14 protein-coding genes are annotated in these 15,462 nt (G+C 51.4%); all 14 read right to left on the reverse strand.

Translation table 11 applies throughout. The annotated features are described in order from the left end of the window. Positions 1 to 81: 81 nt before the first annotated feature. The 14 genes from HP435_RS16515 to HP435_RS16580 all read right to left on the reverse strand — a co-directional run bounded on the left by HP435_RS16515 (position 82) and on the right by HP435_RS16580 (position 15,385). Positions 82 to 987: a helix-turn-helix domain-containing protein gene (locus tag HP435_RS16515; protein ID WP_122965253.1), complete on the reverse strand. Its 906-nt coding sequence runs from the start codon at positions 985 to 987 to the stop codon at positions 82 to 84. 12 nt (positions 988 to 999) lie between these two features. Next, a complete protein-coding gene (locus HP435_RS16520) occupies positions 1,000 to 1,779 on the reverse strand; it encodes a YmfK family protein (protein ID WP_122965252.1) in 780 nt (259 codons plus the stop codon). 113 nt (positions 1,780 to 1,892) lie between these two features. Continuing rightward, positions 1,893 to 2,162, reverse strand: coding sequence for a DUF3243 domain-containing protein (locus HP435_RS16525; protein ID WP_122965251.1), 270 nt, complete (start codon positions 2,160 to 2,162; stop codon positions 1,893 to 1,895). Between the two features lie 100 nt (positions 2,163 to 2,262). Next, the gene (ymfI, locus tag HP435_RS16530; RefSeq protein WP_173598866.1) at positions 2,263 to 2,997 is read right to left on the reverse strand and encodes an elongation factor P 5-aminopentanone reductase; all 735 of its coding nucleotides are present in this window, start codon (positions 2,995 to 2,997) and stop codon (positions 2,263 to 2,265) included. A 9-nt stretch (positions 2,998 to 3,006) separates the two neighbouring features. Next, a complete protein-coding gene (gene yfmH, locus HP435_RS16535) occupies positions 3,007 to 4,299 on the reverse strand; it encodes an EF-P 5-aminopentanol modification-associated protein YfmH (protein ID WP_122965249.1) in 1,293 nt (430 codons plus the stop codon). Between the two features lie 2 nt (positions 4,300 to 4,301). Next, positions 4,302 to 5,597, reverse strand: coding sequence for an EF-P 5-aminopentanol modification-associated protein YfmF (gene yfmF, locus HP435_RS16540; protein WP_173598867.1), 1,296 nt, complete (start codon positions 5,595 to 5,597; stop codon positions 4,302 to 4,304). 218 nt (positions 5,598 to 5,815) lie between these two features. Further along, positions 5,816 to 5,971, reverse strand: a complete 156-nt coding sequence (locus tag HP435_RS16545; protein WP_167470329.1) for a hypothetical protein — start codon at positions 5,969 to 5,971, stop codon at positions 5,816 to 5,818. Between the two features lie 52 nt (positions 5,972 to 6,023). Beyond that, a complete protein-coding gene (locus HP435_RS16550) occupies positions 6,024 to 7,202 on the reverse strand; it encodes a stalk domain-containing protein (protein WP_173598868.1) in 1,179 nt (392 codons plus the stop codon). Positions 7,203 to 7,289: 87 nt separating this feature from the next. Next, positions 7,290 to 8,249: an ABC transporter permease gene (locus HP435_RS16555; RefSeq protein ID WP_122965246.1), complete on the reverse strand. Its 960-nt coding sequence runs from the start codon at positions 8,247 to 8,249 to the stop codon at positions 7,290 to 7,292. Further along, the gene (locus HP435_RS16560) at positions 8,249 to 9,322 is read right to left on the reverse strand and encodes an ABC transporter permease (protein ID WP_173596502.1); all 1,074 of its coding nucleotides are present in this window, start codon (positions 9,320 to 9,322) and stop codon (positions 8,249 to 8,251) included. The genes HP435_RS16555 and HP435_RS16560 overlap by 1 nt, the downstream gene beginning before the upstream one ends. Continuing rightward, positions 9,315 to 10,829, reverse strand: coding sequence for an ABC transporter ATP-binding protein (locus tag HP435_RS16565; RefSeq protein ID WP_173596609.1), 1,515 nt, complete (start codon positions 10,827 to 10,829; stop codon positions 9,315 to 9,317). The genes HP435_RS16560 and HP435_RS16565 overlap by 8 nt, the downstream gene beginning before the upstream one ends. A 118-nt stretch (positions 10,830 to 10,947) precedes the next feature. Next, a complete protein-coding gene (locus tag HP435_RS16570; RefSeq protein ID WP_122965243.1) occupies positions 10,948 to 11,994 on the reverse strand; it encodes a BMP family lipoprotein in 1,047 nt (348 codons plus the stop codon). Between the two features lie 58 nt (positions 11,995 to 12,052). After that, positions 12,053 to 12,778, reverse strand: coding sequence for a GntR family transcriptional regulator (locus HP435_RS16575; RefSeq protein WP_173596501.1), 726 nt, complete (start codon positions 12,776 to 12,778; stop codon positions 12,053 to 12,055). A 234-nt stretch (positions 12,779 to 13,012) separates the two neighbouring features. Further along, positions 13,013 to 15,385: an FtsK/SpoIIIE family DNA translocase gene (locus tag HP435_RS16580; RefSeq protein ID WP_173598869.1), complete on the reverse strand. Its 2,373-nt coding sequence runs from the start codon at positions 15,383 to 15,385 to the stop codon at positions 13,013 to 13,015. Between the last annotated feature and the right edge of the window lie 77 nt (positions 15,386 to 15,462).

Raw genomic sequence — 15,462 nt, forward strand, 5'->3', positions numbered from 1 at the left:
TATTACACCTATCCAGTATAATATAAGCCTAAAGGAAGTGTCAAAAGAGACGAAAGTACGAAAGGCAAGCATAATGCTTGCCTACTGTGCTGTTGCCTCTTTCATTTTGATGGTAAGGTTCGACGGCATGAACTTCATTTTGGATGTATCGACCGCAGCTCCGTTCACGGTCAGCTCCAAGGCCGTCGGCTTTCCGAGGCGGACATACGCCGATTTCTTCAATTCAATCGTGATCTCTTCCTTGGCGCCTTTTCGCAGTTCGCCTTCCTCCACATACTTCTTGCCTTTTCCTTCCGATACACCGAACCAGCTTCTGTCTTCCTTCACTTTCAAATGAACCGTAATTTTCTCTCCGCCTTGCAAAGAGTAATTGTACATGGAGCCTTGCTGCGACTCGAATGTGATTGTCGCTGAAGAGGCTACCTCTCCCGGCTCCGGCGTTGTCGTTCCCGGATCAGGAGTAGGTGTGACAGTAGATGGCGGTTGCGGCTGCTGCGCAATCGGAGAAGTAGTAGCCCCTCCACCATTGCCCGGAGTGACGATTTCCGCTCCAGGATTGACCGTTCCGCTTGGTACAGGCTGGGTGATTGTATTGCCGTTGTTATTTACCGCTGCGATGTAAATAACGCCAATAATCAAGGCAATGAAAAGCACCAGCAACGTCTTGGTAACCCATCTTCCTGCCTGTAGCGGGTTGTTCGCGGAAGCAACTCTCCTGCGACGCAGTCTTTCCACTTGCTCCGTAGGTGGCTGGGCTGGCAAATCGGCCTGAAAATGCGTCAGGATGTGATTCGGGTCGAGACCAACGGCTTCCGCATAACTCTTAATGAACGCACGCGCGTAAAAGTGGCCGGGAAGTACATGAAAATGACCTCTTTCAATGGCTTCCAAATATCGCCGCTGTATCTTGGTGATTCGTTGGATGTCGTCGAGCGTGATTCCTTTTTCTTCGCGGGCCCTTTGCAGGACTTGACCTAGCTCAGACACAGCTGCCCCTCCTTAATTCATGTCAAAATTATCGAAGCCGCGATTGTTGATCAGCTCGTATGTAATTTCCTCATCCGGATAGTGACGAAGCTCGATAATGTAATGAAAATCAGATATTTCGTACTCTGATTCTCTTACAAAAATGTCCGGATGCTCGATGATCTTCGCGGCAGGAAAGTTCATAATCTCCCGAAGCAAGGTGTAATGCTTCTCTGTCGATCGCAGCGTTGAAACAATTCCATCTATCAAATATACATGATCAGTAGACAATTCATCAATGGCTAAGGAATTGCGCACTGTCTGCCGCAGCAAAGTAGATGAAATAAACGTCCAGCGCTTGTTCGCAGACACGCTGGCTGCAATCATCGATTCTGTCTTCCCGACACGAGGCATTCCCCGGATTCCAATTAGTTGATGGCCCTCTTTTTTCAAAATCTCAGCCATGAAGTCTACCAACAGCCCCAGCTCGTCACGGACGAAGCGGAACGTTTTTTTGTCCTCGCTGTCACGCTCGATGTAGCGTCCATGGCGAACAGCGAGACGATCCAGCATGGTAGGGGGACGTAACCTCGTTATGGTTATGTTGTCCATTTTTTGCACAACGTTGCGCAAAACCTCCATTTTTTCATCGTCATCTGTCAAAAGCAACATGCCGCGGCGCATCGTATCGACACCGTTGATCGTGACGATATTAATGTTCAACATCCCCAGAATAGAAGACACGTCACCCAACAAACCAGGACGGTTACGGGCAATTTCGTACTCCATGTACCATTCTTTTTTCGCTTCCATATAGAATCCTCTCCGCCAAGACAGAATAATCTTCCTCTGTAGTATATCACGTTCGTATCGTTCGACAAACAAACGCGAAAAGAAAAATCCCCGTGAATAGGGGATTTAAAAGACTAATTGCCTTTGTTCAGGCTATCTGGATTTTGCACGAGCTTCACCATGAGGGAAGCCAGCGCTTGTTGTTGCTGTTGATCGCCCGCGTCCCAAAGCTGTTTCAGCAAGCGCTCCTGATCATTTTTCGGATCAACCTGCTCGGCGAGATAGCCTCCAATCTGATACGCTACGTTTTCCAGCGTCTGGCTTTCCATCCCAGCCTGTCTGGCCTGTTCTACTCGGTCTCCGAGAAATTCTTTCCAGTCGCGAAAGTTGTCCAGAATCGACATAAGGAAATTCCCTCCTTTTTTCGTTGGGGCAATAGAGTCTTCTGCTGCCCACACAGGAGGTAGATTTCCACTATTTCTCGGAAATTATGCACGCCCAAGCTTATGTATACCAGCCGCCGTTCGGGCTAATGATCTGCCCCGTCACATAGCTGGCATCTGCCGATAACAGAAACCGCACAACAGCCGCCACCTCGCGCGGATCGCCAAGCCGGTTCGCCGGAATTTCCTCTGCGATCATCTCCACTTCGTCAGGGGAAAAACGCGCCATCATCCCGCCAGCAATCGCGCCGGGGGCTACGGCGTTCACCGTGATGCCATTGGGCGCCATTTCCTTGGCCAACGCTTTGGTAAACGTGTTGATCGCGCCCTTCGTCAACGAATACAGCACTTCGCAGGAACCGCCCGTAAGCCCCCAGATCGAAGAAACATTGACGATCCGTCCATATCGCTCACGGAGCATGGCCGGCAACGCAGCCTGACAGACCAAAAAAGCAGAGCGAACATTCAGCGCGACCAGCTCGTCAAACATCTCGACCGACACGTCGGTAAACAGTCCGACGTGATCGGCCGAAGCGTTGTTGACAATCAACAGCGGCGGTGACGGCATCTGGGCAAACATCGCGGCAATTTGCGCCGGCTCCCGCAAATCCGCCTGCAGCTTGCAAAAAGGTACATTTCTTTCCTGGCACAGCTGCACCAAACGATCCAGCTTGCTTTCCGAACGGTTGTAATGCAGGTAAAGGGGAACCCCTGCCTCAGCCAGATAGGTGCCGATCGCCTGGCCGATTTCTCCAGAGGCTCCCGAAATAAACGCCCATGGCGTCTTTTCCATCATGCCCACTCCTTACTCTTGCGGCGAAGCGGAACGCACGATAGAAACTGCCATCTGTTCCTCCAGAAAATGCTCGTTCAGACGTTGACCCACTTCTTCCAATGTAATCGACTCCAGCGTCGGCACGACGGAGAACAAATCGTTGCCGTTGAACTTGAAGCTTGTAAACTGGTTCGCGATAAACTCCACGGAATTGAGCGAGCGCAAGAAATTTCCGATCTTTTTCCGCTTGGCCCGCTCGAACTCTTCCTGGTTGATGCCTGTTTGCTTGAGTTGTGCGATTTCCGCTTTGATAGTCGCCACCAAACGGTCCGGGTCTGGCGTATCTCCCCCGATAATCGTATAGGCGTAGTCTTTTTCGCTGCTGTAGTCAAAATCAAAGCTCTCCGTAATCAGTTCGCTTTCGTACAGCCGCTCGTAGATGGCGGAGCTGGTTCCAAACGCGATGTCCAAAATGAGCTTTGTCGTCAAGTCCCTTTTCAGCAGCGCTTCCTTCGACAGTCCCGTTTCTTTTTCCTTGATGCCGATCATGCACTTCGGAAGACCGACCGTGAGAAACGCTTCGACTTTGGCCTGCGCCACAGCGGCAGGCTCATCCGGGAACACGCGGGTAATCTGCGGAGCAGGAGGAAACTCCTTCTTCGTCTGGTTCTCGCGGATCAGCTTCATGATCGACTCCGGTTCGAACGAGCCCACCACCAAAAGCAGCATGTTCGACGGATGGTAAAACGTCTCGTAGCACTGGTAAAGGTACTCTTTTGTGATATGCGAGATCGTCTCAATCGTGCCGGCAATCTCGATGTTGATCGGATATTTTTGGTACATGGCCTTGAGCAGGTTCATGTAGACTTTCCAGTCCGGATTGTCGTCGTACATCGTAATTTCCTGGCCGATGATTCCTTTTTCTTTCTCCACGCTGGCATCTGTGAAGTACGGGTCTTGCACGTAGTCCAGCAGCAGATTCAGGTTGTCATCCAGCTTGTCTGTGCACGAAAACAGATAAGCTGTGCGGTTAAAGCTCGTGAAGGCGTTGCACGATGCGCCGTTCTTGCTGAACTCGTGCATGACATCCCGGTCTTTTTTCTCAAACATTTTGTGTTCGAGAAAATGGGCGATCCCGTCCGGCACATTGATTTCTTCCCCGCTGCGCGTTTTGAAATGGCTGTCGATCGAGCCGTAACGCGTAGTAAAAACGGCGTACGTCTTGCTGAACCCTTGCTTGGGAACAAGGTAGACTTGCAGCCCATTGTCCAATGTTTCGTGGTAGACGGTTTCATTTACTTGGTCAAAAACGGTCGTCTGCATGATTACGCCTCTCCCTTCTTGTCGCGCAGCAAGTAGATCGTATCGATCGCTACCTTGTTCGCCACCCGTTTGATATCTTCGATGCTGGCCTGTTCAATCCCGGCGAGCAATTCGTCCAGCTTCCGCTTGCGGCCGCTGATGACGCCATTGTAGGTAAAATCGATCATGCCGCGGGCACTGTCCAGCAGCTCACGGAACTGGTTGGACAACGTAGCTCTCGTCTGCGACAGTTCTTCTTCGGAAATGTTGCCTGCGCGCATCTGCTCCAGCTGTTCCTTGATGATTTCCACCGCGCGCGAGTATTTGCCCACCTCGATTCCGGACATGATCATCATGATGCCTTTGTGGCTTTCCAGACGCGATACAGCGTAGTAAGCGAGGCTCTCTTTTTCCCGCACATTGACAAACAGCTTGGAGTGCGGGAATCCGCCCAAAATGCCGTTGTACAAGAGCAGCGCCGGATAATCGTCATCCTTGTACGTGACTTGTGTCCGGCAGCCGATATTCAGCTTGGCCTGATTCACGTCGAGTCGATCGACGACTTCTTTTTCCTCCGAAACCGTCTTGGCTGCGCCACCAATTTGCAGCTCGCCAACTTCTTTGCGCTCCAGCGGGATATGGGTGCGAATCGCTGCGGCCACTGCGTCTGGCTCCACGTCCCCCACTACGAACACGTTGATCGGGTTGGATGTTGTGATTTCTTTAAAATAGCGGTACAGCTCTTGTCCCGTGATGGCTGCCAAGTCTTGCACCCGTCCTTGAACCAACAGGGCAAAAGGCTCGCCTTTGCACATCTCTTCCGTTACCCGCTGGTTGGCGTACTTCATCTTGTCATCAATCAGGCTTTCGACCCGTTTTTTCAATGTTTCTTTTTCCTGCGACACATACTTCTGCGCAAAAGCATTGTCTTGTACATAAGGGCGCACCAGCATGTCGCCTACGAACTGAATCGCCTGTTCCAGAAGGGCATCGCCTTCGGACAGGTACTTTTCATTCGGCACCTCCATGTAGATTTGCAGGATTTGCCGTTCGCCTTTTTTCATGACATCCACATCAAAAATGGCGCCATACAAAAAATCGAGGTGCGCGCGCAGGAGCTTCGTTTCCGGAAAACGCTCGCTTGCCCGCTTCATGACCATGGCCAAAAGCGCCGTCTTGGTCACGTGTTCCTCCGACAAAGCCTGCTCAATCATCGTCACAATTGTCGTTGTTTTGAATTTGGCGGTCGGAAGGATATGTACGTTCATCCCGTTAATTTGGGAGCTTTGAAACGCGATATCAGACGTCTGTGCTTTCATTGCAACTTCTCCCTTCTCCATCTGCGTATACTTCTCTATTGTAACCAATTGGCAGGCCATCTTTCATCAGAATCTTCCATTATAATTGCCCCGTCTTCCATCGTATGCTCCCCTGGCTTTCCGTACGACTCTCTTCCTCGCCGTCTTGTGCTTTGTTTTCTCCCTGTTTACAAGCAAAAAGAGCAAGCCGCCCTTTTCCGGCGCACTCGCTCTTTTTGCTACAAATCCATATAATCCCAGTCGCGGGTGTTATCTGAAACAGCGTCTTCCTCCACGAACCGGCCGCAATCGGAAGAAAGGCAAAGCACCCCGTCCAACTGCTCGTCGTGAAAAGGCAAACCGTGATTTCCGCCACAGTACGGACAAATCCACATACGAAGTCCTCCTTTTCATTGATCAGGATTCCCTATCGTATAGTCTGTCCCATTAAGCAAACAAGCTTACTACTTTCTTTTGCTCCCAGAAACGCAAATAGTCATACGGATCGACAGCCCGTCCGTTGTCGTTGCGATACAGCCCAAAGTGCAGATGCGGAGCGAACATCCCCACGGTGCCCGTTCCTCCGTAGCCCGTATCCCCGACAAAGCCGATCAACTGTCCTGCCTTGACCTCGCCGCCGATTCGCAATCCCGGTGCGTAGGCGCTCAAGTGAGCGTAATACATGCGAAACTGCCCATTTTTATCCGTAATATTGACTCGCCAGCCACCGTAAGTGTTCCAGCCCACCCGATTAATCGTCCCATCGGAAACCGAGTAGACAGGCGTTCCTTTCGGGGCCATGATATCGATGCCTTCGTGCCTGCGGACACTTCCGCTATTGCTTTCCGTCCATTCTCGATCCGATCCGAAGCTGTCGCCGTAAGGCTCGTACCAGCTCGCATCGTCAAAAGGAAACGAATAGCCTTTTCCTAGCAGACGCTGATCTCCCACTTTGCTCGACAGCGGGTGCTCCGCTTTTTTCGCAGCGTGCGGCAAAAACAAAATTTGCCCTACTATCAACTGATCGCCTGACAAGTAGTTGTTTTGCTTGATCGCACTCATCGTCGTCCCGTGCCGAAGCGCAATCGCTCCCAGCGTATCCTTTTGCTGAACCACGTACGGATTCCCCGCTTCCAGTACGCTTGCGGCGCGATCTTCGACAGGCTTTGTTTGCACATGGGCCACGGAAGCGAGTGCATCCCATTCGACCTGATAGCCGAGCGCCTCGCTGACAAACCGGAGCGGCACCAGCGTCCGCTTGTTGACAATGATCGGCGCCGTCTCCAGCGTGACGCGCTTCCCGTTCACATAGGCGAGTCGACTGTTTATATCCAAAGACACGTGTTCGCCTTTTTGATTAAACGCTACTCTTCGGTTGGTGGCATCATATGTAACCTGCGCGCCAGTCGCTTCCCCGATCACGCGAATCGGCACCAGCATCCGTCCGTTCTGCTTCAGCGGCAGCACATCCGAGTCCACTCCCCGTCCGTCCACCACAATCGATATCACCGGACCTGGCTCTGTTGCTTGCGCTGTACCGATTGCCACGAAACAAAGACAAACAAAAAATGCGCCCAGAATCCCGGCAGAACGTAAACGGCTGTGCTTTTGTAGCCAGCGGTTCATTCTATTCCCTCCCCGTGCAATCTCACATCAAAAATTATCGCACAGGGGATGGAACCGGTTCCAGACGCAAATTATGTCAACTTTTACTTAACGAGAGCCTGTATCGTACGGCTTGCCCAAGGCAGCTGGAGCGCTGGAGCGTCCAACCAGACCGGCCATGACCAAGATGGTCAGCACGTACGGAAGCATGAAAATAAATTCAGTCGGAATGTACTTGGTCAAACCGAAAATCTGCACCAAAGACTTGATCGCCTGGGCAACCCCGAAGAACAAAGCTGCTCCCATGGCTCCAGCCGGATGCCATTTTCCGAAAATCAGCGCCGCAATGGCGATAAACCCTTGTCCCGATACGGTATTATGGGAAAAGTTGCTCGTCGTGGTCAAAGAGATCGTCGCACCGCCCAATGCAGCCAGCGCGCCACTGATCATGACAGCTGTGTAACGCATTTTTTTCACGTTGATCCCCACTGTATCAGCAGCGCGTGGATGCTCACCAACTGCGCGCAGACGCAGACCGAATGGCGTCTTGAAGATCAAATACCAGGTAAAGAACACGGCAATAAACGCAAGGAAGCTGGTTGGGTACGCCTCAAAGATGGCATGTCCCAAATACGGAATGTCATGGAGAACCGGAATGCTCCATTTTGTAAAGACGCTCGACAAGGTCGTTGTCTGGCCTGCGCCGTTGAAAATAATTTTCGTCAAGTAGACAGACAAGCCCGCCGCCAAAAAGTTCAGGGCCACGCCGCTGACCGTTTGATCCGCTTTAAAGGTGACAGAAGCCACCGCATGCGGAAGCGCGAAAATCGCTCCGGCAACCCCGGCCAAGATAAAGCCAATCCAAGGAGCCAAAGGCCCCAGCGAATCCTGAAACGCGTAGGTCAGCACGGCACCTGTAAAAGCACCGATGATCATCATGCCTTCCAGGGCAATATTCACGACACCAGAGCGCTCCGAGTAGAGCCCGCCCAAAGAGGCAAAAATCAAGGCAGTGGAAAACACGATGGTATCATGAACGAGGTTGCTAATAATTAATCCCCAATCCATCAGTGCCCACCTTCCTTTTTCTTCTGCAAGATTGGTTTAACAAAAATCTTCACGATGCCGTGTGCCGCCACGAAGAAAATAACGGAGGCGATTACGACACGGATCAACTCAACAGGAACGCCCGCGCCGAATTTCATTCCAGCCGCCCCAAACGTGAGGATACCGAACAAAATCGCGGCAAGCACGACACCCAATGGCGTATTTCCGCCGATCAGGGCAACCGCAATTCCATCAAAACCATAGCCAGGCTGCGCCGTCATGATCGCTTGATAATGGAAGACTCCCAAAATCTCGCAAGCTCCACCGATTCCCGCAAACATTCCACCAATGAACATCGCTTTTACGACATTGCGGTTGACGTTCATCCCGGCGTATTCGGATGCGTGCGGATTCAGACCTACTGCGCGCAATTCATAGCCCGACTTTGTTTTCCAAAGAATGACGTAGAAGAAAATAGCGGCAAGGACAGCAATCAGTGTTCCCCAGTGCAGACGGGCACTGTCAAACATTTGCGAAAGCCATGTGATCGTGATCATCGATGATTCCTTGATCATTTCCGAACGTTGTTGGCCAGTTGGAATGAAGAAAGCATTCATCACCCAGTTAGCCAAATACAGAGCAACCCAGTTCAACATGATGCTCGTGATTACTTCGTTCACGCCGCGAGCGGCTTTCAAGTAACCGGCAATGGAACCCCACAAGCCACCTGCTACCGCACCCGCAATAACAGCGAGCGGAGCGTGGATGTAGGCAGGCAGGTCAAAAGAAACCCCAACGCTTGTAGCAGCGATCATCCCTACGATGAACTGCCCCTCAGCCCCGATGTTGAAAAGGCCTGTCCGAAAGGCAAACGCCACTGCAAGACCCGTAAAAATCAGCGGCGTAATTTGGCGAATCGTTTCCCCGAAGTTGTACGCGCTTCCGAATACTTTTTCAATCAGGGCCATGTAAGCCTGAATCGGGTTGAAGCCCCCTGCCAGCATCGCAATCGCACCCGTCAACAAGCCGAGAATGATTGCCACTACAGGGACGAGGAACGATTCTTTTGTAAAGACGGCTATCACTTTATTCATCGTTTCCTCCTCCAGGCATTCGTTTTCCACCGGACATCATCAAGCCCAGCTCTTGTTCACTTGTCGCTTTGGCATCGACGATTCCTACAATGCTGCCTTCGTAAATAACGGCAATCCGGTCGGATACGTTAATGATTTCATCCAACTCAAGCGAGAGCAGGAGAACCGCTTTTCCGTTGTCGCGCTGTTCAATCAGACGTCGATGGATGAACTCGATCGCCCCGACGTCCAAACCGCGAGTAGGCTGCGCCGCAATCAACAGATCAGGGTTCTTGTCCACTTCGCGGGCAATAATCGCCTTCTGCTGGTTACCACCGGACAAAGCGCGCGCTGGCGTGTAGATCGAAGGCGTGCGCACGTCAAATTCTTCGATAAGTTTGGCCGCATGCTTGTCAATCGCGCCATAATCGAGAAAACCGTTTTTGTTAAACGTTGGATGGAAATACGTTTCCAATACCATATTCTCGCTCATGGTGAAATCGAGAACCAATCCGCGCTTGTGACGGTCTTCCGGAATGTGGGACAAGCCCGATTCGGAAATGCTGCGCGGAGATTCGTTGGTGATTTCTTTACCATTGAGAAGGACACGGCCGCTGGTCGCTTTGCGCAACCCGGTCAATACTTCAATCAGTTCGCTCTGTCCGTTGCCGTCTACGCCTGCAATCCCGAGAATTTCGCCTGCGCGAACTTCGAGGCTGAGATTGTTCAGTGCGTTGACACCCCGGTTGCCCATCGCTGTCACGTTTTCGACAGCAAGGATCGTTTCCTTCGGTTTTGCTGCTATCTTGTCCACGTGGAAGCTGACTTCACGTCCGACCATTTTCGCAGCAAGCTCATCCGGATTGGTATCCTTAATCAATACAGAGTCAATCACTTTTCCGCGTCGGATGATGGTGCAGGCATTACATACCGCCATAATCTCTTTCAGCTTGTGGGTAATCAAAATAATGGTCTTGCCCTCTTTGACCAAGTTATGCATGATTTCAATGAGTTCATGAATTTCTTGAGGGGTCAGAACAGCAGTCGGCTCGTCGAAAATCAGGATGTCGGCCCCGCGATAAAGCGTTTTCAAGATCTCTACGCGTTGTTGCATACCTACGGAGATATCCTGAATCTTTGCTCTAGGATCAACCTTTAGTCCGTATTGATTCGAAAGCTTTTCCACCGCTTTTTCCGCGCTCTGGATATCTATTTGCAACCCGTTTTTCGGTTCGTTTCCCAATACAATGTTTTCTGTTACCGTAAACGTCTCCACAAGCATAAAGTGCTGGTGTACCATCCCGATGCCAAGTTCGTTGGCAACGTTCGGACTTGTAATTTTCACTGCTTTTTCGTTGATGAGGATTTCGCCCTCATCCGGTTGATACAGGCCAAACAAAATGTTCATTAACGTCGACTTGCCTGCGCCATTCTCGCCGAGAAGCGCATGAATTTCGCCTTGCTTGACAGAAAGCGTGATGTTATCGTTTGCCACAATCCCTGGGAACCGCTTGGTAATCCCTCGCATCTCAACTACTTTTTTTACCGAACTCAACCATGCTCACCCCATTTTTTTGGGTTAATGTGAAGGTAAAGAACAAGGCCAGTTCCTCGAACCAGCCTTGTCCCTTTGCCGCTTCATCGTTTTACTTGTCTGGCACTTGGATTTCGCCTTTAACGATTTTTTGCTTGTACTCATCAACCAGCTTCAGTACGTCTTCTGGAACGTTCTTCGTGGATGTGGAAGCCAAGCCTACACCGTCTTCAGCAAGACCGAGCCATTTGATTTTGCCGCCCTCGAATTTACCTTCGGACAGGTCTTTGGATACACGATATACAGCTTCGTCAACGCGTTTTACCATGGAAGTGAGAGTGATCTCATCGCCGAAAGTCAGGGATTGGTCTTTGTCTACACCGATTACCCAAACGTTTTCGCCTTTAGCTTTGCGGTCTTTTGCTTCGTTAAATACGCCATCACCTGTACCGCCGGAAGCGTGGAAGATGATGTCAGCGCCTTGACCGTACATTTGGGAAGCAGTGGATTTGCCAAGGTCAGGCTTGTCAAATGCACCTGTGTATACTTTGATTACTTTTACGCTAGGATCAGCAGCTTTCACACCTGCTTCGAAACCAACTTCGAAGCGTTTGATAACTGGAATTTCAACGCCGCCCACGAAACCAACTGTTTTCGTTTTGGACATTTTCGCTGCAACTACCCCAGCGAGGAAAGAACCTTCGTGCTCTTTGAAGAGTACGGATTCTACGTTTGGCGCGTCTACTTCAGCATCGATGATCGCCAGTTTTGCATCTTTGTTTTCGTCAGCAACTTTTTTCAGGTGGTCGCCCATCAGGAAACCGATACCCCAAGTCAGATCCCATTTGTCTTTTACAAATTGAGTCAGGTTAGGTACATACTCAGCATCACTTGTAGATTGCAGGTAGTTAACGCTGTCTTTCGGCAGATTCATGTCGGCTTGGAATTTTTGCAGACCTTCCCAAGCACTTTGGTTGAAGGAGTTGTCGTTTACGCCGCCAACGTCAGTAACCATACCAATTTTGACAGCTGTTTTGGCACCGCCTTCAGCGCCTCCAGTTTGACCTTGAGGTTGTGCTTCTGGTTTGCTTCCGCATCCGGCAAGAACCAGCGACAGGCTGAGTGTTGCCACAGAAAGCACGGATAGAACTTTCTTCATCTGAGATTACCCCCTGTTTTTAGTTGATGAAAATTGTTGAGTGAGGTTTCCCTCACGGTTACAACCGTCTCCGCACGACGTGAAAGTGAATTTTGTCAGCTCTGAAGTAGTTATGGGAGTATAAAACAGGCTTTTCACTTTCGTCGTAATGAATCTGCTTGAGCAAGAGCAGCGGTGTGGATTTGTCGCAATGCAGCAGATTGGAAACCTTTTCATTGTAGCCCATGGGTACAATGTGAGCCACCGCATAAGCGATCCGCACCCCAGTAGCGCTCTCCAGCCATTTGAAAATGGACTCTCCGCCAGCCGTATAGCCTTCTGGCACCAAGCGCGCGGGAATACGGTCTATGCAATAGACCACAGGTTCGCCGTCAGCTGTCCGAATGCGTTCTACCATCAGCACGCCTTCGCCTGGATTCAAGGCCAAGCTCTTACGCTCGTCTTCCCCAGATTCGCCAAAGGATGTCTTCAGGATCATCGTTCCTGCCGTGTACCCTTGACGCTCAATTGCATCCGTCACACTAAAGAGTTCCCCAATTCCCCCTGAAAAAACAGGTTTTGAATTGATAAAAGTACCGACTCCGTGCCTACGAATGACAATTTTCTCTTCTTCCAGAAGACGAAGCGCCTCGCGAAGTGTTGCCCTGCTTACACCTAACTGTTTGGATAGTTCGGCTTCGGACGGGAGGCGTTCACCAGCACGCAGCTGTCCGCTTTCAATATCGCTCTTGATTTTATCCATAACCAAGAGGAAAAGTGATCGAACGTTTCCTTTAATGCTCATCGTCAATTCACTCCTGTTGTCCTTCGAGCCATCCCAACAGGTAGGACGTCAGACCTCTGATTCTCATGAGACGTGATAGCAACAATTTCCCTCAATCTGTTAAAAATTTTACATGAGGGGCGTGTATCATGCAAGTCAAATCTTTTTGAACAACGGGTGGAAACGAAAAAAAATATCCCTCTCGCCAGCGAAAAAAAGACTTTGCTGGCTATGTTTTTCCAGCAAAGTCCATCCCTAGGATATATTGGATTCGATAGAAGGACGCGGAACGCGAACCTCTCGCGGTTTGGAGCCTTCATACGGCCCTACGATCCCTTGCGCTTCCATCATGTCGATCAACCGTGCGGCTCTCGTATAACCGACCCGCAAACGGCGCTGCAACAGCGATGCGGAAGCAGTCTGTGCTTCGGACACGATCTGTACAGCCTGATCGTACAGCTCGTCATCCACAACAGCCTGCTGCTCCTCTTGCACTTCGCCAGGAATCATTTCTTCGTTGTAGCGAACTTCCTGCTGCTCTTTGACAAAGCGGACGACTTCCTCCACCTCTTTGTCCGATACAAAAGCGCCCTGAACGCGAATCGGCTTGGATGCTCCCATCGGCAACGACAGCATATCTCCTCGGCCGAGCAGCTTCTCGGCTCCTCCCATATCCAAAATCGTGCGGGAGTCCGCCATGGAAGACACGCCGAAGGCAATGCGGGAAGGGATGTTCGCCTTGATGACACCCGTGATGACATCGACAGACGGGCGCTGTGTGGCAATGATCAAGTGAATCCCCGATGCACGCGCCATCTGTGCCAAGCGGCAGATGGCGTCCTCCACTTCACCAGGAGCTACCATCATCAGGTCGGCAAGCTCGTCGACGATGACGACGATGTACGGCAAAGGTGTGCCTTGCACCTGGGCGTTGTACATTTCGATGTTGCGGCTGCCCGTTTTCGCAAACAGGTTGTAGCGCCGCTCCATTTCGGCCACCACTTTTTTCAGGGCGACAGACGCCCGTTTCGGGTCGGTCACTACCGGAGCCAGCAAATGCGGGATTCCGTTGTAAATGTTCAGCTCGACCATTTTCGGGTCGACCATCATCAGCTTGACTTCGTCCGGTCTTGCCTTGAACAAAATGCTCATGATCAGTCCGTTGATGCAGACAGACTTCCCGCTTCCCGTGGCTCCGGCCACAAGCAAGTGCGGCATTTTCGTCAGGTCAGCGACAATCGGCTCGCCAGAAATATCACGGCCCAAAGCTACGGTGAGCTTGCCAGGCGCATCTTGGTATTGCGGCGCTTCCAGCACTTCTCTCAGCGATACGACCGCTACCTCGGAGTTCGGTACCTCAATCCCGATTGCCGACTTCCCTGGAATCGGAGCTTCGATACGAATGTCTTTGGCAGCCAGAGCCAAGGCCAAATCGTCTGTCAAACTGACAATTCTGCTCACTTTTACCCCGGTGGCAGGCTGAACCTCGTACCGGGTGACTGCTGGCCCGCGGTGCACTTCGGAAACCGTCGCGCTGACGCCGAAGCTTTTTAGCGTCTGCACAAGCTTGGCCGCATTCGAGGTGTGATCGACGTCTTTGGCTGTACCTGCTTGGCGCGGTCTGGCGAGCATCTGCAAGCTCGGCAGCTCATAAGGTGCGGCTGGCTGTTCTTCTGCTGTCTCCAGCGTCCCGAAAATCTCTTCGTCTCCCTCCAGGGCAAACGTAATTTCCTGTGTCGCTTGCGCTGTGGCAGTCTTCGCCGGACGTGCTGCTGCGGCTGGCTCTACAGTCTCTTCATCCCCCAGAGCAATCCGGTCGGCAAAGTCGCGAATCACCGGGATGACGAGCTGTTCATTTGCCTGCTCATCGTGCGCCGTCCTGATCTCTCTAACAGGTAGCGGAGTCGCCTCTTGATCGGCGGTCTCTGCCAGCTTTTGCTTGCGTTGTTCGTCGGCTTCCTTCGTCGCTTGTTTTCTGCGCTCGCTCTCTTCCTGCAAAAGCTGCACGGAGTCTTTGACGGTCTCCTTTGCTTTTCCGTAAAAAAGCGCCATTTTGTCGCGGAGAAACATCACAATGTTCACATAAGACAGATTGAACAGAAACATGAGGCCGACGAGGAACAAAAAGACGATCATCAAGCCCGTCCCGATCGTCCCGACCAGACCGTTCGTGACGGCAAAGAACAGAGCGCCTACCATGCCTCCGCCTACTCCGGTTGTGGATACTTTTTGACTGTGATCCAGCCAGACCCGGTCCCAGGTCACGCGGATGATGCTCTGCTCCGCGAACTTGCCGTCTGCCGTGATCTGCTTGTACAAAATCATGTGGTCCCAGGTCAAAATCGCCACCATGATCAGCACGATACCAAGCACGCGATACGTCAAGCGCGGTGCCTGGCGGGTAAACATCATGAACACAGCCATGACAATCATCAGCACCGGGAGCAAGAAATCCCAGGAGCCCGCAATAAAGCGGAACAGAAAAGCCAGAACGTTTTTGCCCAGCCACCCGCTTTCGAGCAGTCCGATCAAGGACAGCACAATAATGAGCAGTCCCAGCAGCTCTATTTTGACAACTGAGGCCAATGCCGCTTGCGACCGCTCTTTTTTTCTTCTACTCAATGGCACGCCTCCTTCTTGTGCTTTTTCCAGATATGTACAAAATGGTAAAAAGGCAGCCGTATTTTGTTCGGCTGCTGTTCGTA

The sequence above is a fragment of the Brevibacillus sp. HD3.3A genome, assembly GCF_013284375.2.
In the GTDB taxonomy this organism is placed as follows: domain Bacteria; phylum Bacillota; class Bacilli; order Brevibacillales; family Brevibacillaceae; genus Brevibacillus; species Brevibacillus parabrevis.

Excerpts from the sequence above, each read along its gene's own strand:
- HP435_RS16550 (WP_173598868.1), bottom strand. The coding sequence starts at position 7,202 with ATGAACCGCTGGCTACAAAAGCACAGCCGTTTACGTTCTGCCGGGATT.
- yfmH (WP_122965249.1), bottom strand. The coding sequence starts at position 4,299 with ATGCAGACGACCGTTTTTGACCAAGTAAATGAAACCGTCTACCACGAA.
- HP435_RS16555 (WP_122965246.1), bottom strand. The coding sequence starts at position 8,249 with ATGGATTGGGGATTAATTATTAGCAACCTCGTTCATGATACCATCGTG.
- HP435_RS16520 (WP_122965252.1), bottom strand. The coding sequence starts at position 1,779 with ATGGAAGCGAAAAAAGAATGGTACATGGAGTACGAAATTGCCCGTAAC.
- HP435_RS16575 (WP_173596501.1), bottom strand. The coding sequence starts at position 12,778 with ATGAGCATTAAAGGAAACGTTCGATCACTTTTCCTCTTGGTTATGGAT.
- HP435_RS16565 (WP_173596609.1), bottom strand. The coding sequence starts at position 10,829 with ATGCGAGGGATTACCAAGCGGTTCCCAGGGATTGTGGCAAACGATAAC.
- ymfI (WP_173598866.1), bottom strand. The coding sequence starts at position 2,997 with ATGATGGAAAAGACGCCATGGGCGTTTATTTCGGGAGCCTCTGGAGAA.
- HP435_RS16560 (WP_173596502.1), bottom strand. The coding sequence starts at position 9,322 with ATGAATAAAGTGATAGCCGTCTTTACAAAAGAATCGTTCCTCGTCCCT.
- yfmF (WP_173598867.1), bottom strand. The coding sequence starts at position 5,597 with ATGAAAGCACAGACGTCTGATATCGCGTTTCAAAGCTCCCAAATTAAC.
- HP435_RS16525 (WP_122965251.1), bottom strand. The coding sequence starts at position 2,162 with ATGTCGATTCTGGACAACTTTCGCGACTGGAAAGAATTTCTCGGAGAC.
- HP435_RS16570 (WP_122965243.1), bottom strand. The coding sequence starts at position 11,994 with ATGAAGAAAGTTCTATCCGTGCTTTCTGTGGCAACACTCAGCCTGTCG.
- HP435_RS16545 (WP_167470329.1), bottom strand. The coding sequence starts at position 5,971 with ATGTGGATTTGTCCGTACTGTGGCGGAAATCACGGTTTGCCTTTTCAC.